The 26,062-nt window shown below is 59.4% G+C and carries 21 protein-coding genes; 10 read left to right on the forward strand and 11 right to left on the reverse strand.

What is annotated here, in order from left to right; all coding sequences use genetic code 11:
• The first annotated feature begins 316 nt into the window (after positions 1-316).
• Together lptF and lptG are read left to right on the forward strand one after the other, a co-directional pair.
• Complete coding sequence (gene lptF, locus PI739_RS01185; protein ID WP_003316899.1) at positions 317-1,444, forward strand: LPS export ABC transporter permease LptF; 1,128 nt, start codon at positions 317-319, stop codon at positions 1,442-1,444.
• On the forward strand, positions 1,431-2,492 hold the full coding sequence (gene lptG, locus PI739_RS01190) for an LPS export ABC transporter permease LptG (RefSeq protein WP_003433604.1): 1,062 nt from the start codon (positions 1,431-1,433) through the stop codon (positions 2,490-2,492). The genes lptF and lptG overlap by 14 nt, the downstream gene beginning before the upstream one ends.
• A gap of 141 nt (positions 2,493-2,633) precedes the next feature.
• Here lptG and PI739_RS01195 read toward each other — a convergent pair whose 3' ends face one another.
• The 11 genes from PI739_RS01195 to gap form a co-directional block, all read right to left on the reverse strand.
• The gene (locus PI739_RS01195; protein WP_003365337.1) at positions 2,634-2,846 is read right to left on the reverse strand and encodes a cold-shock protein; all 213 of its coding nucleotides are present in this window, start codon (positions 2,844-2,846) and stop codon (positions 2,634-2,636) included.
• Positions 2,847-3,257: 411 nt separating this feature from the next.
• Entirely contained in the window at positions 3,258-4,382 is a 1,125-nt protein-coding gene (gene gcvT / locus PI739_RS01200; protein WP_054080683.1) for a glycine cleavage system aminomethyltransferase GcvT, read from the reverse strand.
• An 81-nt stretch (positions 4,383-4,463) separates the two neighbouring features.
• On the reverse strand, positions 4,464-7,328 hold the full coding sequence (gcvP, locus tag PI739_RS01205) for an aminomethyl-transferring glycine dehydrogenase (RefSeq protein WP_044309188.1): 2,865 nt from the start codon (positions 7,326-7,328) through the stop codon (positions 4,464-4,466).
• Positions 7,329-7,338: 10 nt separating this feature from the next.
• The gene (gcvH, locus tag PI739_RS01210) at positions 7,339-7,722 is read right to left on the reverse strand and encodes a glycine cleavage system protein GcvH (protein ID WP_044309187.1); all 384 of its coding nucleotides are present in this window, start codon (positions 7,720-7,722) and stop codon (positions 7,339-7,341) included.
• Positions 7,723-8,050: 328 nt separating this feature from the next.
• Complete coding sequence (locus PI739_RS01215) at positions 8,051-10,180, reverse strand: putative bifunctional diguanylate cyclase/phosphodiesterase (protein WP_054080684.1); 2,130 nt, start codon at positions 10,178-10,180, stop codon at positions 8,051-8,053.
• A gap of 9 nt (positions 10,181-10,189) precedes the next feature.
• Entirely contained in the window at positions 10,190-10,579 is a 390-nt protein-coding gene (locus PI739_RS01220; RefSeq protein ID WP_003365327.1) for a response regulator, read from the reverse strand.
• On the reverse strand, positions 10,564-12,294 hold the full coding sequence (locus tag PI739_RS01225; RefSeq protein ID WP_054080685.1) for a PAS domain-containing sensor histidine kinase: 1,731 nt from the start codon (positions 12,292-12,294) through the stop codon (positions 10,564-10,566). Before PI739_RS01225 ends, PI739_RS01220 begins: the two co-directional genes overlap by 16 nt.
• Before the next feature lie 170 nt (positions 12,295-12,464).
• Positions 12,465-13,973, reverse strand: a complete 1,509-nt coding sequence (locus PI739_RS01230; protein ID WP_003433599.1) for a transcriptional regulator GcsR — start codon at positions 13,971-13,973, stop codon at positions 12,465-12,467.
• 194 nt (positions 13,974-14,167) lie between these two features.
• Complete coding sequence (locus PI739_RS01235; RefSeq protein WP_003433598.1) at positions 14,168-14,524, reverse strand: DUF5064 family protein; 357 nt, start codon at positions 14,522-14,524, stop codon at positions 14,168-14,170.
• A gap of 98 nt (positions 14,525-14,622) precedes the next feature.
• A complete protein-coding gene (locus PI739_RS01240) occupies positions 14,623-15,021 on the reverse strand; it encodes a YbaN family protein (protein ID WP_050557974.1) in 399 nt (132 codons plus the stop codon).
• A 173-nt stretch (positions 15,022-15,194) separates the two neighbouring features.
• Positions 15,195-16,196, reverse strand: a complete 1,002-nt coding sequence (gap, locus tag PI739_RS01245) for a type I glyceraldehyde-3-phosphate dehydrogenase (protein WP_003433596.1) — start codon at positions 16,194-16,196, stop codon at positions 15,195-15,197.
• A 219-nt stretch (positions 16,197-16,415) separates the two neighbouring features.
• Between gap and edd the strand changes: the two genes are divergently transcribed.
• From edd to PI739_RS01285, 8 genes are all read left to right on the forward strand, one after another.
• Entirely contained in the window at positions 16,416-18,242 is a 1,827-nt protein-coding gene (gene edd, locus PI739_RS01250) for a phosphogluconate dehydratase (RefSeq protein WP_003365314.1), read from the forward strand.
• Complete coding sequence (locus PI739_RS01255; protein ID WP_010431705.1) at positions 18,239-19,204, forward strand: glucokinase; 966 nt, start codon at positions 18,239-18,241, stop codon at positions 19,202-19,204. The genes edd and PI739_RS01255 overlap by 4 nt, the downstream gene beginning before the upstream one ends.
• A gap of 50 nt (positions 19,205-19,254) precedes the next feature.
• Complete coding sequence (locus tag PI739_RS01260; protein ID WP_003365308.1) at positions 19,255-19,992, forward strand: response regulator; 738 nt, start codon at positions 19,255-19,257, stop codon at positions 19,990-19,992.
• A gap of 61 nt (positions 19,993-20,053) precedes the next feature.
• Entirely contained in the window at positions 20,054-21,460 is a 1,407-nt protein-coding gene (locus tag PI739_RS01265; protein ID WP_054080820.1) for an ATP-binding protein, read from the forward strand.
• Positions 21,461-21,629: 169 nt separating this feature from the next.
• On the forward strand, positions 21,630-22,916 hold the full coding sequence (locus PI739_RS01270) for an ABC transporter substrate-binding protein (RefSeq protein ID WP_003365304.1): 1,287 nt from the start codon (positions 21,630-21,632) through the stop codon (positions 22,914-22,916).
• Positions 22,917-23,020: 104 nt separating this feature from the next.
• The gene (locus PI739_RS01275) at positions 23,021-23,929 is read left to right on the forward strand and encodes a carbohydrate ABC transporter permease (RefSeq protein ID WP_003314048.1); all 909 of its coding nucleotides are present in this window, start codon (positions 23,021-23,023) and stop codon (positions 23,927-23,929) included.
• Positions 23,922-24,767, forward strand: coding sequence for a carbohydrate ABC transporter permease (locus PI739_RS01280; protein WP_003433593.1), 846 nt, complete (start codon positions 23,922-23,924; stop codon positions 24,765-24,767). The genes PI739_RS01275 and PI739_RS01280 overlap by 8 nt, the downstream gene beginning before the upstream one ends.
• 2 nt (positions 24,768-24,769) lie before the next feature.
• Entirely contained in the window at positions 24,770-25,939 is a 1,170-nt protein-coding gene (locus PI739_RS01285; protein ID WP_054080686.1) for an ABC transporter ATP-binding protein, read from the forward strand.
• Positions 25,940-26,062 lie beyond the last annotated feature (123 nt).

The raw sequence follows: 26,062 nt of genomic DNA on the forward strand, positions 1-26,062 counted from the left end.
GGGTCCCCGAATAGACGATGAGAGTCGCAATATAAATGTCGTACGCGGCATGGCCTGAGTGTTTTCAGGGGCGATGCCTGCGCTAAGCCTTGCAGTTTGACCCCGCTGCACGACTGCTGACAACCCCGCAGAGCTGCCTGTCTGGCGTCTATGTGCGAACTATCCCCGGTGCGCAGTGACAGAAACACACAATCACAGGATAATGCCGCATATTTTTTGAGGCCCACGCCTTTTTTCGGCGTGAAGCTCTGGTTGCCGTGGCTCACAAATTTTCCCTGTTTGGCTGCCTGAGCCTGACAACTCTGGAGTGTCTGGTTTGATTGTCTTCCGTTATCTGTCCCGAGAAGTGCTGCTTACCTTGAGTGCGGTCAGCGCCGTACTGCTGGTCTTCATCATGAGCGGACGCTTCATCAAGTACCTGGCGCAGGCCGCATCCGGTGCACTCGATCCGGGCGTACTGTTCCTGATCATGGGCTTCCGCCTGCCGGGCTTTCTGCAGGTCATTCTGCCCCTTGGCCTGTTCCTCGGCATCCTCATGGCGTACGGACGCCTGTACCTGGAAAGCGAGATGACCGTGCTGGCCGCCACCGGCATGAGTCAGCAGCGTCTGCTGGCCATCACCATGGGGCCGGCCACGCTGGTCGGTCTGCTGGTTGCCTGGCTGAGCTTCAGCCTGGCTCCGCAGGGCGCTACGCAGTTTTCGCTGCTGATCAATCAGCAGGACGCCATGACCGAGTTCGACACGCTGGTGCCGGGCCGTTTTCAGGCGCTGCGCGACGGTACGCGTATCACCTACACCAAGGAGCTGTCGGAGGACCGCTCGCAACTGGCCGGTGTGTTCATCTCTGAAAAGCGCATGTCCAGCGACAAGAGCAAGGACAACGGCATCACCGTGCTGGTCGCGGAGAAGGGCCACCAGGAGGTACGGCCCAACGGCAGTCGCTTCCTGATCCTCGAGAACGGCTATCGCTATGACGGCAATCCCGGGGCGGCCGACTATCGCGTGATCAAGTACGACACCTACGGGGCGATGCTGCCCAAGCCGGAAATCAGTGAAGAAATCACCGACCGTGAAGCCATTCCGACCAGCGAGCTGATCGGCAACCCGGCACCGCGTTCCGTGGCCGAGTTGCAGTGGCGTATTTCGCTGCCGCTGTCGGTGTTCATCGTGACACTGATGGCCATTCCGCTGTCACGGGTCAATCCGCGTCAGGGCCGTTACCTGAAACTGCTGCCGGCGATCCTGCTGTATATGTCGTACCTGGCCATTCTGATTTCGGTGCGCAGTTCGCTGGAGAAAGGCAAGCTGCCACTCAGTCTGGGGATGTGGTGGGTGCATGCCATCTACCTGTCCATCGGACTGTTGCTGTTCTATTGGGAGCCTCTGCGTCTGAAGATGGCGAGTCGTCGCAGCGTCACGGAGGTGACTCGTGGTCAAGCTTGATCGATACATTGGCAAAAGCGTCCTGCTGGCGATTCTCGCGGTTCTGGGCATCATTCTGGGTCTGGTCTCGCTGTTCGCGTTCATCGACGAGATGGGCGATATCAGCGACACCTACACACTGGCGGATGCCCTCAGCTACGTCATGCTGACGGCGCCACGTCGTGTCTACGACACCTTGCCGATGGCCGCCCTGATCGGTTGCCTGATCGGTCTGGGTACGCTGGCCAGCAGCAGCGAGCTGACCATCATGCGTGCGGCGGGCGTGTCCATCGGGCGCATCGTCTGGGCGGTCATGAAGCCTATGCTGCTGCTGATGATCGCGGGCGTGCTGGTCGGCGAATACGTCGCTCCCTATGCCGAGAACCAGGCTCAGGCCGCGCGCTCGCTGGCGCAGGGCTCAGGTGATGCGCAGAGCGCCCGTCATGGTCTGTGGCACCGCCAGGGCGATGAGTTCATCCACATCAACACGGTACAGCCAAATGGCCTGATGCTCGGTGTGACACGTTATCGTTTCGACGATCAGCGCCACATGCTGACCTCCAGCTTTGCCAAAGAGGCCAACTTCAAAACCGATTACTGGGAATTGAAGGACGTCACCACCACGCACTTCAATGACGGCAGCACCAAGGTCATCAACACCCCGGTCGAGCGTTGGGACGTGGCGCTGAGCCCACAACTGCTGAGCACGGTGATCATGCCGCCCGAGTCGCTGTCCATCAGCGGCCTCTGGAGCTACGCGCATTACCTGGCTGATCAGGGCTTGAGCAATGGCCGCTACTGGCTGGCATTCTGGACCAAGGTCCTGCAACCGGCGGTGACCGTCGCATTGGTGCTGATGGCGATCTCGTTCATCTTCGGCCCGCTGCGTTCGGTTACGCTGGGGCAGCGGGTGTTCACCGGTGTGGTGGTCGGTTTTACCTTCCGCATCATTCAGGACCTGCTCGGTCCATCGAGCTTGCTGTTCGGCTTCCCGCCTTTGCTGGCAGTGCTGCTGCCTGCCGCCGCCTGTGCGCTGGCCGGGGTACTTCTGTTACGCCGCGCCGGGTAATGCGTCCGCCTTATTGAAAAAAGCCGACCCTTGGGTCGGCTTTTTTCATGGGCGCTTGCGGAGCCCTGCAAATCCCGCATGCAAAAAAGCCCCTGGCATCGCTGCCAGAGGCTTTCTTGTATCTGCGTGGGTGCGTCGTTATCAGCCTTCGGCTTGAACTTCGTCAGCCTGCATGCCTTTCTGGCCCTGCACCGCAACGAAGGTAACTTTCTGACCTTCTTTCAGGCTCTTGAAGCCGTTACCCTGAATGGCGCGGAAGTGTACGAACAGATCCGGCCCGCTCTCAGGAGTGATAAAACCAAAACCTTTTTCGTCGTTGAACCACTTGACGGTACCGCTCTGACGTTCAGCCATTTTCTTATTTCCTTGACGCTTGACTTGAATTGGTTACAGCCTCTTTCGTATGAAAGAGCACTGGGGCTGGTTGCAGGAAGTAAGAAACGTAGAACGGGTTGTAGCAAACCTAGAGCTACTGCCCAGGTCCAGATTCGGCGACCCATGCAAACACAGTTCGGAAACTCTACGCCAAGTCCCGTTACAAATACAACCCCCTTGCTTGGCACCCTGTTTCCGGGGTTTTGGCCTTGTATGCGCAGTGTTTGCGCCGCGTGCACGGTGATTGATCCGTCATAACATTTTGCACTTTATAGGTGCATTTTTTGCATATATGACAGGCTGTTCACGTGTTCGAAATACTGACGAAACACTGCTGGGGAACAGCGCTTCAGCAACACCGAAGTGTTGCTGTTTTTTTGACGCCGCTATTTAACCGCGGAAGTAACGTTGCGCAACAAAAGGCATTTTTGCGACGAGCATGGGGACTCTCTTGCCGCGCACCATTGCCCAGACAGGTGTATTCAGCGCCGTGTAATCGTTATGCAGATAACCCATGGCCAGCGGCCCGGTCAGCGACGGCCCAAAACCGCCGCTGCATACGGTACCGATAACAGCGCCCTGTTCATCGACGATCTCGGTACCTTCACGCACGGGTGTGCGCTCCTGGGGGAGCAGGCCGACTCGCTTCTTGCTGACGCCGTTCTGTTGCTGGGCAAAGATTCGCTCGGCGCCCGGAAAGCCGCCTGCACGCGCACCGTCGGCGCGACGCACTTTGGAAATGGCCCACAACAGACTGGCCTCGATCGGCGAGGTGTGTGTGTCCATGTCATGGCCGTACAGGCACAGACCGGCTTCCAGTCGCAGCGAATCACGTGCGCCCAGACCGATCGGTGCCACTTCCGGCTCATCCAGGAGGCGGCGTGCCAAGGCTTCAGCCTGTTCGGCAGGCACTGAAATTTCATAGCCGTCTTCACCGGTATAGCCCGAGCGACTGACATAGCATTTGACGCCGAGCAGCGTGACGCTGGTGAACTGCATGAAGGTCATTTTGGCAACTTCCGGGGCGAGGCGTGCCAGTACGGTCACCGCGGCCGGCCCTTGCAGCGCGAGCAGGGCGCGTTCTTCGAACAGTGGTTCGATCTTGCAATGCCCGGCCAGATGCTTGCACAGGTGCGCCAGATCCTGATCCTTGCAGGCCGCGTTGACCACCAGCATCAACTGGTCGTTGCCGAGATTGGCCACCATCAGGTCATCGAGAATGCCGCCGTTCTCGTCGGTGAACATCGCGTAACGCTGCATGCCGACCGGCAGGTCAATGATGTCCACCGGCACCAGGGCTTCGAGTGCCTTGGCCGCGTCCGTACCGGTGAGGCGAACCTGGCCCATGTGCGAGACATCGAACAGACCGGCCTGTGCGCGGGTGTGCAGGTGCTCTTTCATGACGCCAGCCGGGTATTGAACAGGCATGTCGTAACCGGCGAAGGGCACCATCTTCGCGCCGAGTTCGCGGTGCAGGGCGTGCAGGGGAGTGGTCAGCAGTGATTCTGTGGACATGTTCGATTCCTTGTTGAGCGGGCCGTGCCAATGGCACGGCCTGTGCGCGCAGCGCGATCAGGCAATGCCGGGCGGGGGCTGTCACGCTTCCTGATAGTTCTCGATGGACGGGCAGGCGCAGACCAGGTTGCGGTCGCCGAAGACGTTGTCGACACGACCGACCGGAGGCCAGTACTTGTTCTCGATCAACGAATCGACCGGGTACACCGCCTGTTCGCGGCTGTAAGGATGGCTCCACTGGCCGACGATTTCCGCAGCGGTATGCGGCGCGTTTTTCAGCGGGTTGTCATCCTTGTCCAGGGTGCCGTTTTCAACTGCGCGGATTTCTTCGCGGATCTTGATCATGGCATCGCAGAAGCGGTCCAGTTCTTCTCTGGATTCACTCTCGGTCGGCTCGATCATCAAGGTCCCGGCGACCGGGAACGACATGGTCGGGGCGTGGAAGCCGAAATCGATCAGGCGCTTGGCCACGTCGTCAACGCTGATGCCGCTGCTGTCCTTGATCGGGCGCAGGTCTAGGATGCACTCGTGGGCGACCAGACCATTGCTGCCGGTGTAGAGCACCGGGTAATGCTCCTCCAGGCGGCGCGAGATGTAGTTGGCGTTGAGAATCGCCAGTTGCGAAGCGCGTTTGAGGCCGTCACCGCCCATCATGCGGATGTACATCCAAGTAATGGGCAGAATGCTGGCGCTGCCGAACGGTGCTGCGCAGACCGCGCCTTCCTTGCGCTCCATGCGTGCATGGCCGGGCATGAACGGGGCGAGATGGGATTTGACGCCGATCGGGCCAACGCCCGGGCCGCCACCGCCGTGGGGGATGCAGAACGTCTTGTGCAGGTTGAGGTGCGACACGTCGCCGCCGAACTTGCCTGGAGCGCAGAGACCAACCATGGCGTTCATGTTTGCGCCATCGATGTAGACCTGGCCACCGTTGTCATGAACGATGCCGCAGATTTCGCGAATGCCTTCTTCGAACACGCCGTGGGTCGACGGGTAAGTGATCATGATTGCCGCAAGCTGGTCACGATGCTGAATGGCCTTGGCGCGCAGGTCTTCGATGTCGACGTTGCCGCGTGCATCACAAGCAGTCACTACGACGCGCATACCCGCCATGTTGGCAGTCGCCGGGTTGGTACCGTGCGCCGAGGACGGGATCAGGCAGATGTCGCGATGTTCATCGCCACGGCTCTGGTGATAGGCGCGAATCGCCAGCAGTCCGGCGTATTCACCCTGTGAACCGGCGTTCGGCTGCAGCGAGATCGCGTCATAACCGGTGGCCGCACAGAGCATGGCCTCCAGTTCGTCGGTCAGTTGCTGGTAACCGGCGCTTTGCTCGGCCGGAGCAAACGGGTGCAGGTTGCCGAACTCGGCCCAGGTCACCGGGATCATTTCGCTGGCAGCGTTGAGCTTCATGGTGCACGAGCCCAGCGGAATCATGGTGCGATCCAGCGCCAGGTCCTTGTCGGCCAGTTTGCGCAGGTAGCGCATCAGCTCGGTTTCCGAGTGATAGCGGTTGAACACCGGGTGGCTGAGGATCGCTGACTGACGCAACAGCCCGGCCGGCAGACGCGATTGCACGCTGTCTGCCAATGCGGCGAAGTCCGGCAGGCTCTGGCCTTCGCTGGCGAAGATTGCCCACAGGGTTTCGACGGCCGACTGCGAGGTGGTTTCGTCCAGCGACAGACCCAGACGCTGGTCATCGATTTCGCGCAGGTTGATGTGCCTGGCGCGTGCGGCGGCATGCAGTGCAGCGGTTCTGCCGCCGGTGTGCAGGGTCAGGCTGTCGAAGAAAAATGCCTGCTCGGCCTTCAGGCCCAGGCTGCTCAGGCCTTCAGCCAGAATTGCGGTCAGGTGGTGAACGCGATTGGCGATCTGTGTCAGGCCGCGCGGACCATGATAGACCGCGTACATGCTGGCGATGTTGGCCAGCAGCACCTGCGCGGTGCAGATGTTGCTGGTGGCCTTCTCGCGACGAATATGCTGTTCGCGGGTCTGCATGGCCAGACGCAGGGCCTGCTTGCCGTGACGATCTACCGACACGCCGACCAGACGGCCGGGCATGTCACGTTTGAAGGCATCGCGGGTCGAGAAGTAGGCCGCATGCGGGCCACCGAAGCCCAGCGGCACGCCGAAGCGTTGCGCGCTCCCGATTGCCACGTCAGCGCCGAATTCGCCTGGCGGGGTCAGCAGGGTGAGGGCCAGCAGGTCGGCAGCCACGGCGACCAGTGCATTGGCCGCGTGGAAGCGCTCGACCAGCTCGCGGTAATCGAATACGTCACCATTGCTGGCCGGGTATTGCAGCAGCGCGCCGAAGTAATCGCTGACATCGCCCAGCTCGTGCTCGTCGGCTACGACCACGGTGATGCCCAGCGGCTCGGCGCGGGTACGCAGCACGTCGAGGGTCTGCGGGTGGCAGTGGCTGGACGCGAAAAACTGTTGGCTAGCCTTGTTTTTGCTCAAGCGTTTGCAAAAGGTCATTGCCTCGGCGGCCGCGGTGGCTTCGTCGAGCAGAGAGGCGTTGGCAATCGGCAGGCCGGTGAGGTCGCTGATCAGTGTCTGGAAATTGAGCAGTGACTCCAGGCGGCCTTGGGAAATTTCTGGCTGATAGGGCGTGTAGGCGGTGTACCAGGCCGGGTTTTCCAGCAGGTTGCGCAGGATCGGTGCTGGCGTGTGGGTGTTGTAGTAACCCTGGCCGATGTAGGTCTTGAACAGCTGATTCTTGCTGGCGATGGCCTTGATGGAGGCCAGCGCATCGGCTTCGCTCTGTCCGGCAGGCAGGTTCAGAACGCTGGTGCCCTTGATGCTTTCCGGAATGACGCTTTCGCTCAGCGCATCAATTGAATCGAAACCCAGTGTTTGCAGCATGGCCTGCTCGTCGGCCGCCCGGGGGCCAATGTGACGGGCGATGAATTCGTTGGCAGTGGTCAGTTCAATACGGTCAGTCATGGCGTGCTCCTCAGGCTTCGGCGTTGGCTTTGATCAGGCGGTCGTAGGCGTCCTGATCCAGCAGGCCGTGAATGGCGTTGGCATCTTGTGGAACGAAGCGGAAGAACCAGCCCGCACCGAGGGCATCTTCATTGACCAGCTCCGGTGTGGCGTCGAGGGCGGAATTGACCTCGACGACTTCACCGTCCAGCGGCATGTTGATGCTGCTGGCCGCTTTCACTGATTCCACCACTGACACTTCAGCGTGTTGAGTGTAGGCCTGTAATTCCGGGAGCTGCACGAAGACCACATCGCCCAGCGATTCCTGCGCGTAGGGCGTAATGCCGACCGTCACGCTGCCGTCGGTTTCGGCACGCAGCCATTCATGGTCAACGGTGAATCGCAAATCGCTCATACAAACTCCTAGGAGAACAGGGCTCGCGCAGCACGCGAACAATATGAGATATGGCTTAGCAATTTAGCGGCCATGTTTTGTTTTTTTAATTAAATCAACGGGTTGTATGTTTTTTAACTGAGCCTGTAGATCTTGGGTGTAGCGAAAACGCTACAGTCGTTAGGTATTTGAAAATACCTGACTGATCAAGGCCTTGATACGCACGGAATGAGGTGTTTTGGAGTGAAATCGTTACAGTGGAGCGTTTTCGTTACGAATGGGTTGCAGTGAGTGTATCCATCCCGCAGTGGTCATCGTTTTCAAGCAGGTCGGACGCATCGGTCGAGCGTCACCCTTTACTTGACGCAGCTTTCTTTTCCGGTGAGCACAAAAATGTTTCGAGCTCTTCAAGCGGCAGCGGCTTGCTGATCAGATAGCCCTGGATTTGATCACAGTGGTTTTCCCTCAGGAACGCCAGTTGCTCCGGGGTTTCCACACCCTCGGCGATCACCTGCAGGTCGAGGCTGTGAGCCAGCTCGATGATGGCTCTGGCAATGGCCGCGTCCTGTGGATTGCTGGTCACTTCACGAATGAATGCGATGTCGATTTTAAGCTTGTCGATAGGAAAGCGGCGCAGGTACGCCAGGCTTGAATAGCCGGTGCCGAAGTCATCGATGGAAATACTCACGCGATTGGCCCGCAACGCTCCCAGGGTGGCGATGGTGTGAGTGGTATTTTCCATCAGCGAACTTTCTGTCAGTTCGACCTCAAGCCACTGCGGCGCAACATTGTGTTTTTCGAGGGCCTGACGAATGTCGGCAACCAGGCTGCTGCTGGAAATCTGTTGCCCCGAAATGTTGACCGCTACCTGAAACAATCCCAGCCCGGAGCGTTGCCAGCGCGCGATTTGCGCGCAGACGCTGTCGACCACCCAGTTGCCGACTTCACCGATCAGGCCGAGGCTTTCCAGCACAGGAACGAATACAGCGGGCGAAACGCCTGGATGGCCTGGGCGTGGCCAGCGCAACAGCGCCTCAAGCCCGCATATGCGGTCGTTGTTCAGGTCCAGCTTGGGTTGGTAGACGATTTCGAAGGACTGATTACGCACGGCTTCGCGCAGGGCAGTCTCAAGGTCCAGGCGTGCCGAAACATCGGCGTTCATCTGCGGCGTATAGAACCGGTAGTTGTCCGGGCCGATTTTTCGGGCGCTGTTCATGGCGGTGTAGGCGTGTCTGATCAGCTCGCGTGAGTCTTCGCCGTCCTCCGGGTACAGCGCAATACCGATGCTGGCGGTCATGACCAGGCTCTGGCCTTCTATGTGGAAGGGCGCTCGCAATGCGTTGCGGATGCGCTCGAGCGTTTGCCGGGTATCCGCCTGGCCGGGACGAAGCATCAGAATCAGGGCGAACTGATCGCCGTCCACGCGGCCAAGGGTGTCGCTGGCATTCAGGCAGTTCGACAGTCGGCGGCTGACTTCCAGCAGCACCTCATCGCCCAGCACATGCCCCCAGGTTTCGTTGATGTTCTTGAAACCGTCGATATTGACCGTCAGGGCCGCCAGCTTCCAGCGACTGATGGCCGCCTGGGTCATGCCCATTTGCAGGCTGGTAAAGAACAGGTCCCGGTTGGGCAGGCCGGTCAGCGTGTCGTAGTGGGCCATGGTCAGCAGGCGTTGGTCGCTTTCCTTGCGCCGGGTGATGTCGCGCACGATGCCGACGATGACCCAGTCCTCGCCGGTGCGGTACGCCTGACGATGGATTTCGACCTCGACATCCCGGCCACTCTTGTCGCGAATCTGGGTTTCCAATGGCTCGCTGGGGCCTTTGCCGGCAATGATCTGGTCGTACACGACCTCAAGCTGCTCCATGGACGTTTCGCCCAGTTCGGCAGGCGTCTTGTGTGACAGTTCCTCAGCGGTGTAGCCGAGCAACTGGCAGGCGCGGCGGTTGAATTCGATCAGGCTCATGGTGTTGCGGTTGATCAGGAAAATCGCGTCTTCGGAAGCGTCCATCACCGTGCGAAAGCGCTCGAGATCGATGGTGCGCTGCTGCAATTGGTCTTCGAGGATCAGGCTGTGGCTTTTCAGGTAGTCGCCAAAGGACTTGAGGCGCAGCAGATTACGCACACGCAGCCACAGTTCGGCGCTGTCCACAGGCTTGTTGAGGTATTCCTCGGCCCCGGCCTCCAGTCCCGAGAGGCGGGCACTCTGCTCGTCGAGAGCCGAGAGCATGATGATCGGTATATTGGCGGTGCCCTTTTCGGCCTTGAGCTGGGTGGCGACTTCATAGCCGTCCATGCCCGGCATCATGATATCGAGCAGGATCAGGTCGGGTGCCTGTTGTTTGACCATGGCCAGCGCCAGCTCGCCTGATTCCGCCGTCAGTGTCCGATAACCCTGGTTCTGCAAGAGCACCTCCAGCAGGTCCCGGACATGGACGTCGTCATCGATAATCAGGATGGTCGCGGCGCTCTGGGTCATATCGAATGCTCAGGTAATGGACTGTTGAGGCAGATTTTTTTCCAGCAGGGTGTCGATGACCCGGTACAACTCCTTGTAGCGCAACGGCTTGATAACATAAGCGTTGCAGCCCGCCAGGCGGATCTTCTCCTTGTCTTCCTTCATGGCCATCGCGGTCAGTGCGATCACCGGGATCGCGGCTGTGCCGGCGTCTTTCTTCAATAGCGACGTGGCGGTCAGGCCGTCCATTTCCGGCAGATGGATGTCCATCAGGATCAGGTCGGGCTGGCGCTCGCGAGCCAGTTTCAGGCCGCTTTCGGCATCGACGGCCGACAGCACAGCGTGCCCGGCGCTGGTCAGCAACAGCTCTGCCAGACGCATATTCGCCGCGTTGTCTTCAATGATCAGGATCTGGGCCATCGTGTCTCCGCTGATTCAGGTGAGCGGATGGGCAGCCACACAACGAAGCGTGCGCCGAGGTCTTTCACGCTGGCCACTGCGACGCAGCCGCCGTGAAGTTCGGCGAGCTGCTTGACCATCGCCAGGCCCAGTCCGGTGCCTTCGAATTTGCGTGCCAGGCCGCTGTCGATCTGGCTGAACGCCTTGAACAGCTTGTTCATGTCGCTTTGGGCGATGCCGATTCCGGTGTCGCTGACACTCAGTTCCAGAAACTGCTCACAGTCGCTGGAGGGAAGCGCAAATCCGTATGTCGGCCAGTCACCGTCGATAAGGCCTGCCTGAGCAAGCGGCACCAGACGCACCGCCAGTGTCACCCACCCACCGGGCTCGCTGAATTTCACGGCGTTGGCCAGCAGGTTGTAGACGATCTGTTTGGTCTTGCGCCGGTCGAGCTCAAGCACGCCGAAGTCGGCCTCTGTTTCCAGCTTCAGCTGGATATGTTGCAGTGCCGCTTGCTCGCGAACGATCAGCAGGCTGTTGCCGAGCAGTTCGTCCAGATCCACCGATTCGAGCTCCAGCGTCATCATGCCGGCCTCGACCTTGGACAGGTCGAGAATGTCATTGATCAGTGACAACAGATGCTGGCCGCTATTGAAGATATCGCCTATGTAGCGTCGCTGGGCATCAGTCATGTCGCCGACCATGCCGTCCCTGAGTGCCTCGGAAAAACCGATCACGGCGTTCAGCGGCGTGCGCAGTTCGTGCGACATGGTGGCAAGAAACTCGGACTTCATGTGGCTGGCGTGTTCCAGCTCGATATTCTTTTCTTCCAGTGTTCGCTCGAAACGCTTGCGCTCGGTCACGTCGCGGGCTGCGGCGAAGACACCCTTGAGCTTGCGGTCACGGTCGTGAAACGTGGCAGCGTTGTAGGACACCACGGTTTCAGTGCCGTCATAGGCCCGCACGGTAAGTTCGTAGTCACTGACCTTGTGCTCGCTGAGCACGCGCTTGATCGCGGCATCGGCACTCGCCGGGTCGGTGAAGAAGTTTTTGCAGGGCGCACCGATCAATTCGTCGCGGGTGCGTCCGGTCAGCGCCATCATCTGCTTGTTGACGTCGGAAATGATGCCTTGCGGGTCGGTCATCATCAGCGCATCGATGTTCGATTCGATCAGCGAGCGGGTATAGAACTGTTGGTCCCGCAAGCGCTGATCCAGCAATGCCTGAGCTTCTTCTTCCTGTTTGCGCGCAGTGTTGTCGGTGCCGATCAGCAGATAACCGATGATGGTTTCGGCGCTGTCGCGCAGCGATGTGACCGAGACCATGGCCGACAGGCGGCTGCCATCCTTGCGGATGTAGGTGAGTTCGTAGATGTCTTCGATGCCACGCGAAGCCTTGAACACCAGAGCCTCGAAGCCCGGCGTGATGGGGGTGTTGAGTTCATGGCTGAGGGCTGCTGCGCGGATGATGAGCTCGGCGGGGTCGGAGATGTCGGCAGGTGTGATTTTGTCGACAACGTCCTCGGAGTGATAACCGAGCATGCGTTCGGCGCCGACATTGAATATCTGGATAACGCCGTGTTCGTCTGTTGCGATGCTGGAGAAATAGGCGCTGTTGAAAATGGCATCCTGCAGTGCACCAGTCTTGAGGAGGATTTTCTGGCGGCGGGATTCGACGATTTTTTCAGCGCGAGACTGAGCATCGACGAGCGGGCGGTCCACTGGCGAGGTTGGCATATGACTTCCCGGTACTACCTGACCTTTATGCCATTACGGCCGTAATCACACTACGGACATCCATTCAAATGGATGATAAGAGGTTCATGGACAATACCAGATCGTTATCGGCAGATTAGTTATTAAATGAAACTTCTCGGAATATATTTTCGATAAATGACGCTAATCGACTAACGCTTGTCGGGAATTCCATATTTTCGCAGGCGATGAGCGATTGCGGTGTGCGAGGTATGCAGGCGATTGGCCAGTTGGCGGGTGGAAGGGTAGTCCGCATAGAGCTTTTCCAGCAGATTCCGCTCAAAGGTTTCGACGGCATGTTCGAGACTGTCGATCGAGCTGTCGTTCTGACGCGCCACGGCGGTGCCAGCGATATCCAGGTCGCCTATATCCACTTGAGTGTGTTCGCAGATGGCGGCCGCGCGAAAAATCACGTTTTGCAATTGCCGCACGTTGCCTGGCCAGCGGTTGCCGAGCAGGGCAGGGTAGGTGCCGGGTGCGAGCCTGCAGACCGGACGCTGAATCTGTGCGCACGCCTGTTCCATGAAGTATCGGGCCAGTAACAGAATGTCCTGACCGCGCTCGCGCAACGGCGGAACCTCCAGATTGAGGACGTTGAGGCGGTAGAACAGGTCTTCACGGAAGGAGCCTTCGCTGACCATTTTTTCCAGATCGCGGTGGGTGGCGCTGAGAATGCGCACATTGACCCTTACTTCCCGATCGCCACCGACGCGGCGGAAGCTGCCATCGTTGAGAAAACGCAGCAATTTGGCTTGCAGATAGGGTGACATTTCGCCGATTTCATCGAGGAATACGGTGCCTTGGTTGGCCAGTTCCATCAGCCCCGGTTTACCGCCACGCTGGGCCCCGGTAAAGGCCCCCGGGGCATAGCCGAACAGTTCGCTTTCAGCGAGGTTTTCCGGCAGCGCTGCGCAGTTCAGAGCCAGGAACGGCTCGCCGTGGCGGGCGCTGCTGGCGTGACAGGCGCGGGCAACCAACTCTTTGCCGGTGCCGGTTTCACCCTGAATCAGCAGCGGTGCATCCAGCGCCGCCACCCGTTGCGCCCGTGCCTTGAGGGTGCGAATGGCGGCTGAGTCGCCAAGCAAGGCGTCGAAACCTTCGGCGTGATCATGGTGCAAGGCCGACAGGCGTTCGCCGATTCGGCTGGGCAGGTACAGGGTAATCAGCGCGCCGGCTTCGGTAATCGGCGTGGCGTCCAGCAGCAGGGCTTCACCGTTCAGGTTGATCTCGCGCAGCGGCAGACGAAAGCCGTTTTCCAGCAACGCGACATGCAGACTGGGGTCGCTGAACAGCTCACCGATGGATTCACCCGCGGGCTCCCGGCCAATCAGCGCGATGAGTGCCGGGTTGGCCAGCAGCACGTGCCCGGCGCTGTCCAGAGCCAGCACCGGGTCAGTCATGGCGGCTAGCAACGCGTCCAGTTGCAGGTGGCGACGCTGCCCCGGAAGGATATCGACCACAGTGATCGCTTCCACACCTCTGACCCGAAACAGCGCGTCCTTGAGCTCTTCGAGCATCTGATGGCTGAGCGTCGGCGCATCGATGTACACATTGGGCGGCACCATCTCCACTGCGTCCAGATTCAGATTGCGTCCACCCAGAATCGCCAGCACTTCCTGGGTGATACCGACGCGGTCGATGAAGCTGACATGGATGCGCATGGGGCGATGACGGTTCGCGAATGAGAAGGCGGCAAGTATGCCTTGTGGCGGCAGGTTTGGTGAAATCCGCTTGTGGACTTGCACACACCTATCGCTGCTCACGCTCCAGCGTGGGCACGATGGTGTTTTCCGTGCCTGATTTGATTCCTCCCGCTACTGCCCGCTGGCGTTCTACGGGCCTCGACAGCGCTGGCTTACTCCAGATGCTCCGGCTTCACCGGGTCACCTGACTTGGCGTGGAGTTTGTCGCGAATGTCCGCGAACATTCGGTCGTAGTCCTTGTGCTGGGCGATGGGCAGTGCGGCCGAGTTGGGCAAGCCGTGCCTTATTGCGATGCGACTCGCGTCGTGGGCGAAGTTGAAGGCGAGGTCACGGGGCAGCTGGAATTGCTCTTCGAACGACTTGCCGTTGATTGCGCCCTGCATGGTGAAGTGCATGGACGTGCCTTGCTTGGGATCTTCCTCCACGTTGTAGCGCAAGTGGATGTCATAGCTGATATCCGACGGTTGAAGCGCCACGTGGGTGAGGTGCAGATGGCCTGGCTCGTACATGAAGTGACTCCATCAAGTGGTGAGTGTGCTCAGTCAGACACCCCTCGCGAGCGGACGGTTCAGCCTTGCGCAGAGTACTGCTCGCTTCATGCCTGCGCTTAACGATCGATCTTGTCCGGTTCCGGCCTCGACCAGATCCATAGATTGCCCAGCGCCATCCCCGAGAGTGCCAGGTACAGCCACCAGGCATGGCCGATCAGGCTCAGCATCACCACGGCACAGACGAGCATGCTGATGGTGGCGCTGATCTTGGCCTTGCGCGCGACCAGTCGGCCATTACGCCAGTTGTACAGTATGGGCCCAAACACGCGGTGGTTTTCCAGCCAGGCGTTCAGCCGCGGCGAACTGCGTGTTGCCGCCCAGGCGGCCAGCAGAATGAACTCGGTGGTTGGCAGGCCGGGAACGAAGATCGCAACGATGCCTATGCCCAACGCGGTATAGGCGAGGATGCCGTATAAAAGGCGTGAAAGTCTTGAGCCGGGTGGTTTGTACGTCATGGTCTCTACAGGCAGGTTCGGGGAGCCCGGTCAGCTTAACAGCACCGGGCGCTTTTTCATGCCTGCACAGTTTCACCACCCGCAGTGCATCGATCTGCCATGCGCTGAGCATGGTCGCGAGCGTCCATGACCCGGACACCTCTCGCTGCACATGCTTCAGCGCGGCTGCGCCGTTACTGCGCGTTATGCAGTGCCAGGCAGTTGTCGAGCATGCGATTGGAGAACGCCCATTCGTTGTCGTACCACGACAGTACCTTGAGCAGCTTGCCGCTGACCTTGGTGTGGTTGGCATCGAAGATCGACGACAGCGGGTTGTGGTTGAAGTCGTGGGAGACCAGCGGCAGGGCGTTGTAACCGAGCACTTTGGAATGCTGACTGGCTTCTTTCAGCAGCGCGTTGACTTCATCGACCGTGGTTTCACGCTTCAGGGTCACGGTCAGGTCGACCAGCGAAACGTTGATGACCGGTACGCGTACCGCCATGCCGGTGAGTTTGCCTGCCAGCTCCGGCAGTACCAGGCCCACCGCTTCGGCAGCGCCGGTCTTGCTCGGGATCATCGACTGCGTCGCCGAGCGGGCGCGGTACGGATCGGTGTGATAGACATCGATCAGGTTCTGGTCGTTGGTGTAGGCATGAATGGTGGTCATCAGGCCGTTTTCGATACCCAGCTCGCGATGCAGCACTTGAGCGACCGGGGCCAGGCAGTTGGTGGTGCACGAGGCGCTGGAGATGATCTGGTGCGACTGGCGCAGCGTGTCGTGGTTGACACCATAGACGATGGTGGCATCGGCACCGCTGGCTGGCGCGGAGATAATCACCTTGCGTGCACCGGCGGTGAGGTGCGCGGCAGCCTTGTCGCGGCTGGTGAACAGACCGGTGCATTCGAACACCACGTCGATGTCCTGCGCTTTCCACGGCAGCTCGGCCGGATTGCGGATGGCACTGACCGAAATACGGTCACCATTGACGGTCAGGCTGTCCTTGTCACACTCGACCGTGCCGCTGAAAGGGCCGTGTACAGTGTCGAAGCGCAGCAGGTGTGCGTTCATTTCGCTGTCGCCAAGATCGTTGATGGCGACGACCTGCAGGTCCTGACGGTAGCCTTGGGTATACAGTGCGCGTAGGACGTTGCGGCCGATTCGGCCAAAACCGTTGATTGCAATACGAAGAGTCATACAGCCGTCCTTCTGAATTTGTTGTTGGAATTACAAGATTATTCTCATAGAAATAGAAAACAAGCCTTTTTAGTGGCAATATTTTGTTTTATCTACAACTACAAGCCTGAAAGGCACTCCCAGTTGATCGAGATCAGGGTTTTGCTCCCTGACAGTCACTGCTCGAAAACCGGAGCCGTCTTTACGGGTGACCTTAGACGTTAGCCTGGAGTTCATCACATGCATCCCCGCGTCCTTGAAGTAACCGAGCGTCTCATCGCCCGCAGTCGCGATACCCGTCAGCGCTACCTTCAATTGATTCGCGGCGCAGCGAGCGATGGCCCGATGCGCGGCAAGCTCCAATGCGCCAACTTTGCCCACGGCGTCGCCGCCTGCGGACCGGAAGACAAGCAAAGCCTGCGTCTGATGAACGCCGCCAACGTGGCAATCGTCTCTTCCTACAACGAGATGCTCTCGGCGCATCAGCCCTACGAACACTTTCCAGCCCAGATCAAACAGGCATTACGTGACATTGGTTCGGTCGGTCAGTTTGCCGGCGGTGTACCGGCCATGTGCGATGGCGTCACCCAGGGCGAGCCGGGCATGGAACTGGCGATTGCCAGTCGTGAAGTGATTGCCATGTCCACGGCGATTGCCTTGTCACACAACATGTTCGACGCCGCCATGATGCTGGGCATCTGCGACAAGATTGTGCCGGGTCTGATGATGGGCGCATTGCGATTCGGTCATCTGCCGACCATTTTCGTGCCCGGCGGACCGATGGTTTCAGGCATCTCCAACAAGGAAAAAGCCGACGTACGGCAGCGTTATGCGGAAGGCAAGGCCACCCGCGAAGAGCTGCTCGACTCGGAAATGAAGTCGTATCACGGTCCGGGAACCTGCACCTTCTACGGCACCGCCAATACCAACCAGTTGCTGATGGAAGTCATGGGCATGCACCTTCCTGGTGCTTCGTTCGTCAATCCCTACACGCCATTGCGTGATGCGCTGACCGCAGAGGCGGCCCGCCAGGTGACGCGTCTGACCAAGCAGAGTGGCAGCTTCATGCCGATCGGCGAAATCGTCGACGAGCGCTCGCTGGTCAATTCCATCGTTGCGCTGCACGCGACAGGTGGCTCGACCAACCATACGCTGCACATGCCGGCCATTGCTCAGGCTGCTGGCATTCAACTGACTTGGCAGGACATGGCCGATCTGTCGGAAGTGGTGCCAACCCTGAGTCACGTCTACCCCAACGGCAAAGCCGATATCAACCACTTCCAGGCGGCAGGCGGCATGTCGTTCCTGATCCGCGAGCTGCTGGCTGCCGGTCTGCTGCACGAAAACGTCAATACCGTGGCCGGTTATGGACTCAGCCGTTACACCAAGGAGCCGTTCCTGGAGGACGGCAAACTGGTCTGGCGTGAAGGGCCGCTCGAAAGCCTCGATGAAAATATACTGCGCCCGGTGGCCCGTCCGTTCTCGCCGGAAGGTGGGCTGCGGGTCATGGAAGGCAACCTGGGGCGCGGCGTGATGAAAGTGTCCGCGGTGGCTCCGGAGCATCAGATCGTCGAAGCACCGGCCAAGGTGTTCCAGGATCAGAAAGAGCTGGCCGACGCTTTCAAGGCCGGCGAGCTGGAGTGCGATTTCGTCGCCGTGATGCGCTTCCAGGGCCCGCGTTGCAACGGCATGCCCGAGCTGCACAAGATGACGCCGTTTCTGGGTGTCCTTCAGGATCGCGGGTTCAAGGTTGCGCTGGTCACCGATGGACGCATGTCGGGCGCTTCGGGCAAGATCCCGGCGGCGATCCATGTCTGCCCGGAGGCGTTCGATGGTGGCCCATTGGCGCTGGTACGCAATGGCGATGTGATTCGCGTGGATGGTGTAAAAGGCACGTTACAAGTGCTGGTCGAAGCGTCAGAATTGGCCGCCAGAGAACCGGCCATCAACCAGATCGACAACAGTGTCGGCTGCGGTCGCGAGCTTTTTGGATTCATGCGCATGGCCTTCAGCTCCGCAGAGCAAGGCGCCAGCGCCTTTACCTCTAGTCTGGAGACGCTTAAGTGAAGTTGGCCCTGGTCGGTGATATAGGCGGTACCAATGCACGTTTTGCCATTTGGGAAGACGACACTCTGCATTCTGTCCGGGTATTCCCGACCATTGACTACGCGGGCCCGGAGAAGGCCATCGAAGTCTATCTGCAGGACCTGGAGCTGCAGCGCGGCGATATCGGTCATGTGTGCCTGGCGGTGGCCGGGCCTGTCGATGGCGATTTTTTCCAGTTCACCAACAGCCACTGGCAATTGAGCCGCAAGGCGTTCTGCGCCGACCTGCAGGTCGATGAACTGCTGCTGATCAACGATTTCACCGCCATGGCGCTGGGCATGACCCGGCTCAAGGATGATGAATACCTGACGGTCTGCCACGGTGTCGGCAAGCCTGATCGGCCGCGCGTGGTGGTGGGGCCGGGGACCGGGCTGGGCGTCGGTACGCTGATCAAACTCGAAGGCAGTCGCTGGATGGCGTTGCCGGGCGAGGGCGGTCATGCCGACCTGCCCATCGGCACCGCGCGTGAGGCGCTGCTGTGGACGCGGCTGATGGCCGAGCATGAACATGTCAGCGCCGAAGTCGTGCTCAGCGGTGCGGGCTTACTGTTGCTGTATCAAGTCAGCTGCGCGCTGGACGACATCGAGCCGGTGCTCAAATCGCCTGCGGCGATCACTACCGCTGCGCTCTCGGGCGACCCGGTAGCTGCGGCAGTGCTGGAACAATTCTGCGTGTTTCTCGGCAGAGTGGTCGGCAACCATGTGTTGGCCCTGGGCAGCCTCGGCGGGGTTTATATCGTCGGCGGCGTGGTGCCGCGCTTCACTGAGTTCTTCATCAACAGCGGGTTCAAGCGCGCCATGGCCGAGAAGGGCGTCATGAGCGACTATTTCAATGGCCTGCCGGTGTGGCTGGTCACGGCCGAATACCCGGGCCTCATGGGTTCAGGCGTGGCCCTGCAGCAGGCGTTTGGTGCGCAGATCTGAGCGATATGGCATAACAACAAAAATTAACAGCCAGACAAGGACGCTTCAACTTGAGCTCAGTCAGTAAATCGATCCTGTTGGTGGATGACGATCAGGAAATTCGCGAGTTGCTGGACACCTACCTGAGCCGCGCCGGTTTTCAGGTGCGCACAGTGGGCGATGGCGCGGATTTCCGTCGAGCGTTCAATGACGAACCAAGCGATCTGCTGATCCTGGACGTCATGCTGCCCGATGAAGACGGTTTCAGTCTGTGTCGCTGGATCCGCCAGCACCCGCGTCAGCCGCATGTGCCGATCATCATGTTGACCGCCAGCTCGGACGAAGCCGACCGGGTCATCGGTCTGGAACTGGGGGCCGATGATTACCTTGGCAAGCCGTTCAGCCCGCGCGAGCTTCAGGCCCGCATCAAGGCGCTGTTGCGACGTGCCCAGTTCGGTCAGGAGCGTCCGGGTGGCGACGTGATCCTGTTTGATGAGTGGCGACTCGATATGGTCAGCCACCGGCTGTTTCACAATGACGGCGAAGAGGTGATTCTGTCCGGCGCCGACTTCGCACTGCTCAAACTGTTTCTCGACAACCCCCAGCAGATTCTCGACCGCGACACCATCGGCAATGCCACACGTGGGCGTGAGTTGATGCCGCTGGAGCGCATCGTCGACATGGCGGTCAGTCGCCTGCGTCAGCGTCTGCGCGACACCGGCAAGTCACCGCGTCTGATCCGCACCATTCGCGGCAGTGGTTACCTGCTGGCCGCAAACGTCAACTCGCAAGCGGGCAACGGCTATTAAACCGACAGGGGCAGGCACGAAGAGAACCGGCCTGCCGCTGCCGCGCTCGTTGCTGGGGCGCATGTTGCTGCTGACCTTGCTGGCAGTTTTTTTGGCGCAGGCGCTGTCCAGCGTGATCTGGCTGTCACAGTTGCGTGCCACGCAGATGGAAGGCCTGGTGACCAGTGCGCGCAGTCTGGCGTACTCGATGGCGGCCAGTGTCAGCTACTTTCGCTCATTGCCGCTGGCTTACCGGCCCATGGTGCTCGACCAGTTACGCAGTATGGGTGGCACACGGTTCGTGGTGTCACTCAACGATCACCCGCTGGACATGCAGATCATGCAGCCCACCCCTCGCAAGCAGGCGGTGCTGGACGTGGTGGGCGAGGTGCTGCGCCAGCGACTGGGCAATGGTCCGGACATCACCGTATGGTTCGCGCGGCCCGAAGAACTGCGGATCTTCAACAGCGGCCTGAAGCTCGACGAGCTGCCGCGTTCGTGGGCGCATTACGCGCTGACACTCGAGCCGGTGAACCCGCCGGTGCTGGTCACGCAAATCGAAATGGCGCCGGGCGAGTGGTTCTACATTGCCTCGCTGCTGCCCGAACCCTACACCTCGCTGGAGGAGCAGGAGCTGCCTCTTCAGCAGGTCTCGTTCATTGTCCTGACCAGCGCATTTCTGCTGTTGTTCATCGGCTTGCTGGTGCACTGGCAGAGCCGCCCGCTCAAGCGTCTGGCGCGGGCCGCACGGGACATGTCCCTGGGCGCGGACGTCGAACCTGTGGTCGAGGGCGGCGGCAGCGAAGTCATCGAGGTCAGCCGGGCGTTCAATGCCATGCGCACACGGATCAGTCGCTACCTGACCGAGCGGGGGCAGTTGTTCAGTGCCATTTCCCATGATTTGCGTACGCCCATCACCCGTTTGCGCTTGCGGGTCGAGCTGCTCGAGGACGAGCAACTGCAACGCAAATTCAGTCGCGACCTGGATGAACTGGAGCTGCTGGTCAAAGGCGCGCTGCAGTGCGTCAAGGACACTGATATTCATGAAAACATCGAGCCGGTAGACCTCAACGCGCTGCTTGAATGTCTGGTCGAACCCTGGCTGCTTGCTGACGGTAATGGGCGGGTCACGCAGCAGGGTGAGGCTCAGGCTGCCTATTCAGGCAAACCGCTGGCGCTCAAGCGCTGCATCGGCAACCTGATCGATAACGCGCTCAAATACGGTGATCGCGCGCATCTGAAAGTCGAGGACGATGCCCAGGCGTTCGTACTGCATGTCGATGACGAAGGTCCTGGCGTTCCCGAGCAGCGTCTCGAACACGTTTTCGAACCGCATTTCCGTCTGGCAGGCAATCAGCAGCAGGGCTACGGTCTCGGCTTGGGCATCGCTCGCAACATTGCCCACAGTCATGGCGGCGAAGTCAGCCTGCAGAACCTGCGTGACGGAGGGTTGCGGGTAACATTGTACCTGCCGAGAACTGTGGAATGACGCGCTGCACAGTGGCTTTTGGCTAGCGATTGCACCGGGATTTCAATTGTCACCATTCTGTGACAATCACGCGTCCCTTCGTTACTGTCGGCGCGTCAGGCTTGGTTAGACTCCCACGAAGCGCAAGCACCAGACTTGCTCATGCATAACAACAAGAAAGGTCAATTCGATGAATTCCATGTCACGTCTCGCTGTTGTCATCTCTCTCGCTTCGTTGTTCCCTCTGAGCGCTAACGCCGCTGAATCCAAAGGCACCGTAGAAGTCGTGCACTGGTGGACGTCGGGTGGCGAAAAGGCTGCAGTCGATGTTCTGAAAGCTCAGGTTGAAAAGGACGGCTTTACCTGGAAGGACGGCGCCGTTGCAGGCGGCGGCGGCTCCACGGCCATGACCGTGCTCAAGAGCCGTGCGGTTGCCGGAAATCCTCCCGGTGTAGCCCAGATCAAAGGCCCGGATATTCAGGAATGGGCCTCTACCGGCCTGCTCGATACCGATGCGCTGAAAGAGGTCGCCAAGTCCGAGAAGTGGGACTCCCTGCTGGACAAGAAAGTCTCCGACACCGTGAAGTACGACGGTGATTACGTAGCAGTACCGGTGAACATTCACCGCGTCAACTGGCTGTGGATCAACCCTGAAGTCTTCAAGAAAGCCGGTATCGACAAGGCGCCTACAACGCTCGAAGAGTTTTACGCGGCAGGCGACAAGCTGAAAAAAGCCGGCTTCATCCCGCTCGCCCACGGTGGCCAGCCTTGGCAGGACAGCACCGTCTTTGAAGCTGTCGTGCTCTCGGTGATGGGGGCTGACGGCTACAAGAAAGCTCTGGTCGATCTGGACAACGGCGCGTTGACCGGCCCAGAAATGGTCAAGTCGCTCACCGAACTCAAGAAAGTCGCGACCTACATGGATGCCGATGGCAAGGGCCAGGACTGGAACCTGGAAGCTGGCAAGGTCATCAATGGCAAGGCCGGCATGCAGATCATGGGCGACTGGGCCAAGAGTGAATGGACCGCAGCCAAAAAGGTCGCTGGCAAGGATTACCAGTGCGTAGCCTTCCCGGGCACCGAAAAAGCCTTTACCTACAACATCGACTCGCTGGCGGTGTTCAAGCAGAAAGACAAGGGCACGACTGCCGCACAGCAGGATCTGGCCAAGGTCGCCATGGGCGAGGACTTCCAGAAGGTCTTCAGCATCAACAAGGGTTCGATCCCGGTTCGTGAAGACATGCTGTCCGACATGAGCAAATACGGTTTCGACTCGTGTGCGCAAACCGCTGCGAAGGACTTCCTGGCTGATTCGAAAACCGGTGGTCTGCAGCCAAGCATGGCGCACAACATGGCAACTACGCTGGCAGTGCAGGGCGCGTTCTTCGATGTGGTGACCAACTACATCAATGACCCGAAAGCTGATCCGGCCGAAACAGCCAAAAAGCTGGGCGCTGCGATCAAGTCTGCCAAGTAATTCGTTTTGAACCGCCTTTAACCGTCGTCCGCAGTGTTGAAATCCCTGGTTGATTTCACCTGCGGCTGCGGCCTGGATTCGATACACCGCATGGGATACTCCCGATGAGCTCTGTCGCTGCGAACAGCAAAGCCTCGCCAATGGATGCGCTGCAACGCTGGCTACCAAAACTGGTGCTGGCCCCCAGCATGTTCATCGTGCTGGTGGGTTTCTATGGCTATATCCTCTGGACATTCGCACTGTCGTTCACCAACTCGACGTTCCTGCCTTCCTATAAATGGGTCGGTCTGGCGCAATACGCGCGTCTCATGGACAACGATCGCTGGTGGGTGGCAAGCAAGAACCTTGCGGTCTTTGGCGGGATGTTCATTGCAATCAGCCTGGTGATCGGGGTCCTGCTGGCCGTCCTGCTGGACCAGCGGATTCGTCGCGAGGGCATGATTCGTACTATCTACCTGTACCCGATGGCGCTGTCGATGATCGTCACCGGTACTGCCTGGAAGTGGTTGCTCAACCCAGGCCTGGGCCTGGACAAAATGTTGCGCGACTGGGGCTGGGAAGGTTTCCGTTTCGACTGGCTGATTGACCAGGACCGCGTGGTGTACTGCCTGGTCATCGCCGCGGTATGGCAGTCCTCCGGCTTCGTCATGGCGTTGTTTCTGGCAGGTCTGCGTGGCGTCGATCAGTCGATCATTCGCGCGGCCCAGATGGATGGCGCGAGTTTGCCGATGATCTACTGGCGCGTCGTGCTGCCAAGCCTGCGTCCGGTGTTCTTCAGTGCCGTGATGATTCTCGCGCACATTGCGATCAAGAGTTTCGACCTGGTAGCCGCGATGACCGCCGGTGGCCCCGGTTACTCATCCGACCTGCCGGCGATGTTCATGTATTCGTTCACCTTTAGCCGCGGCCAGATGGGCATGGGTTCTGCCAGTGCGATTCTGATGCTTGGCGCGATCCTGGCGATTCTGGTGCCGTATCTGTATTCCGAGCTGAGGACCAAACGCCATGACTAGTCATGTTGGCAAACCGGGCATCAGCTTCAGTCGTGTTCTGATTTACGCCGTGCTGATGCTGGCCTGTCTGATTTATCTGGTGCCGCTGGTGGTGATGCTGTTCACCAGCTTCAAGACACCCGAGGACATCGGCACCGGCAACCTGTTGAGCTGGCCGAGCGTAGTGACTGCAATCGGCTGGATAAAAGCCTGGGACCTGGTCGATGGTTATTTCTGGAACTCGATAAAAATCACTGTTCCGGCCGTGATCATCTCCACCGCAATCGGCGCGCTCAATGGCTATGTGCTGTCGATGTGGCGCTTCAAGGGCTCGCAGCTGTTCTTCGGTCTGCTGCTGTTCGGTTGCTTTCTGCCGTTTCAGACCGTCCTGCTGCCGGCATCCTTCACACTGGGCAAGATGGGGCTGGCCAATACGACCACCGGGCTGGTGTTTGTTCACGTGGTCTACGGACTGGCATTTACCACGCTATTCTTCCGTAACTACTACGTCAGCATTCCCGATGCGCTGGTCAAGGCTGCACGATTGGACGGTGCCGGTTTCTTCACCATCTTCGGGCGCATCATTCTGCCGATGTCCACGCCTATCGTGATGGTTTGCCTGATCTGGCAGTTCACCCAGATCTGGAACGATTTCCTGTTCGGCGTTGTGTTCTCCAGCGGCGATTCTCAGCCGATCACTGTGGCTCTGAACAATCTGGTCAACACCAGCACAGGTGCCAAGGAATACAACGTTGACATGGCGGCGGCGATGATTGCCGGCCTGCCGACACTGCTGGTCTACGTACTGGCTGGCAAGTATTTCCTGCGTGGGCTTACGGCCGGCGCGGTCAAGGGGTAATCATGGCGACTCTCGAATTACGCAACGTCAACAAGACCTACGGCAGCAATCTGCCGGACACCCTCAAGAACATCGACCTGTCGATCAAGGATGGTGAGTTCCTGATTCTGGTCGGTCCATCGGGCTGTGGTAAATCCACGCTGATGAACTGCATTGCCGGTCTGGAAAGCATCAGTGGCGGTGAGATCCTGATCGACGGCCAGGACGTCAGCGGCACCAGCCCCAAGGACCGCGACATTGCCATGGTCTTTCAGTCCTACGCCCTGTATCCGACCATGAGCGTGCGTGAAAACATCGCGTTCGGGCTGAAGATCCGCAAGATGCCGCAAGCCGACATCGACGCTGAAGTGGCGCGCGTTGCCAAGCTGTTGCAGATCGAGCACTTGCTCAATCGCAAGCCGGGCCAGATGTCCGGTGGTCAGCAGCAGCGTGTCGCGATGGGCCGTGCCTTGGCGCGTCGACCGAAAATCTACCTGTTCGACGAGCCACTCTCCAACCTCGACGCCAAGTTGCGCGTCGAGATGCGCACCGAAATGAAGTTGATGCATCAACGCCTCAAAACCACCACTGTTTATGTGACCCACGATCAGATCGAGGCCATGACGCTGGGTGACAAGGTGGCGGTGATGAAGGACGGTATCGTCCAGCAGTTCGGCACGCCCAAGCAGATCTACACCGATCCGGCCAACCTGTTCGTCGCCAGTTTCATCGGTTCGCCGCCGATGAACTTTATCCCGCTGCGCCTGCAACGCAAGGATGGCCAGTTGATCGCTGCGCTCGACAGTGGTCAGGCCCGTTGCGAGCTGCCGGTGGGCGTGTCCGATGCAGGCCTTGAAGATCGAGAAATCATTCTTGGTATTCGCCCCGAACAGATTATGCTGGCCGCCGCTGAATCGACCGGGCTGCCGACCATTCGTGCCGAGGTCCAGGTGACCGAGCCGACCGGTCCGGATACGCTGGTGTTCGTCACGCTCAACCAGAGCAAGGTTTGCTGTCGCCTCGCCCCGGATGTCGCACCGCAGGTGGGCGAGAGCCTTACCCTGCAATTCGATCCTGCCAGGGTGCTGATTTTCGATGCCCAGAGCGGCGAGCGTCTCGGGGTGCTGGGAGCGCGACTGGCGGCTGAACGGGAAAACAATGTGTCACCGGTCGAGCCGCAAGTGATAAATTGATTCAGCAACGAGCATCGCTGGCTGGCCGTCTGCTGCCAAAACGCACGGCCGACCAGCGAACACAGGGCAGTGAATGAAGCAACACGTCTACCAAAGCTAATAACAATAAAACGAGGATTGATG

The sequence above is a fragment of the Pseudomonas cerasi genome, from assembly GCF_027983475.1.
GTDB lineage: Bacteria > Pseudomonadota > Gammaproteobacteria > Pseudomonadales > Pseudomonadaceae > Aquipseudomonas > Aquipseudomonas cerasi.

Excerpts from the sequence above, each read along its gene's own strand:
- PI739_RS01270 (WP_003365304.1), top strand. The coding sequence starts at position 21,630 with ATGAATTCCATGTCACGTCTCGCTGTTGTCATCTCTCTCGCTTCGTTG.
- PI739_RS01240 (WP_050557974.1), bottom strand. The coding sequence starts at position 15,021 with ATGACGTACAAACCACCCGGCTCAAGACTTTCACGCCTTTTATACGGC.
- PI739_RS01275 (WP_003314048.1), top strand. The coding sequence starts at position 23,021 with ATGAGCTCTGTCGCTGCGAACAGCAAAGCCTCGCCAATGGATGCGCTG.
- PI739_RS01265 (WP_054080820.1), top strand. The coding sequence starts at position 20,054 with ATGTTGCTGCTGACCTTGCTGGCAGTTTTTTTGGCGCAGGCGCTGTCC.
- gap (WP_003433596.1), bottom strand. The coding sequence starts at position 16,196 with ATGACTCTTCGTATTGCAATCAACGGTTTTGGCCGAATCGGCCGCAAC.
- gcvP (WP_044309188.1), bottom strand. The coding sequence starts at position 7,328 with ATGACTGACCGTATTGAACTGACCACTGCCAACGAATTCATCGCCCGT.
- PI739_RS01285 (WP_054080686.1), top strand. The coding sequence starts at position 24,770 with ATGGCGACTCTCGAATTACGCAACGTCAACAAGACCTACGGCAGCAAT.
- PI739_RS01220 (WP_003365327.1), bottom strand. The coding sequence starts at position 10,579 with ATGGCCCAGATCCTGATCATTGAAGACAACGCGGCGAATATGCGTCTG.
- gcvH (WP_044309187.1), bottom strand. The coding sequence starts at position 7,722 with ATGAGCGATTTGCGATTCACCGTTGACCATGAATGGCTGCGTGCCGAA.
- PI739_RS01235 (WP_003433598.1), bottom strand. The coding sequence starts at position 14,524 with ATGTACGAGCCAGGCCATCTGCACCTCACCCACGTGGCGCTTCAACCG.
- PI739_RS01195 (WP_003365337.1), bottom strand. The coding sequence starts at position 2,846 with ATGGCTGAACGTCAGAGCGGTACCGTCAAGTGGTTCAACGACGAAAAA.
- PI739_RS01225 (WP_054080685.1), bottom strand. The coding sequence starts at position 12,294 with ATGCCAACCTCGCCAGTGGACCGCCCGCTCGTCGATGCTCAGTCTCGC.
- gcvT (WP_054080683.1), bottom strand. The coding sequence starts at position 4,382 with ATGTCCACAGAATCACTGCTGACCACTCCCCTGCACGCCCTGCACCGC.
- PI739_RS01230 (WP_003433599.1), bottom strand. The coding sequence starts at position 13,973 with ATGCGCATCCATGTCAGCTTCATCGACCGCGTCGGTATCACCCAGGAA.
- PI739_RS01280 (WP_003433593.1), top strand. The coding sequence starts at position 23,922 with ATGACTAGTCATGTTGGCAAACCGGGCATCAGCTTCAGTCGTGTTCTG.
- edd (WP_003365314.1), top strand. The coding sequence starts at position 16,416 with ATGCATCCCCGCGTCCTTGAAGTAACCGAGCGTCTCATCGCCCGCAGT.
- PI739_RS01215 (WP_054080684.1), bottom strand. The coding sequence starts at position 10,180 with ATGACCCAGAGCGCCGCGACCATCCTGATTATCGATGACGACGTCCAT.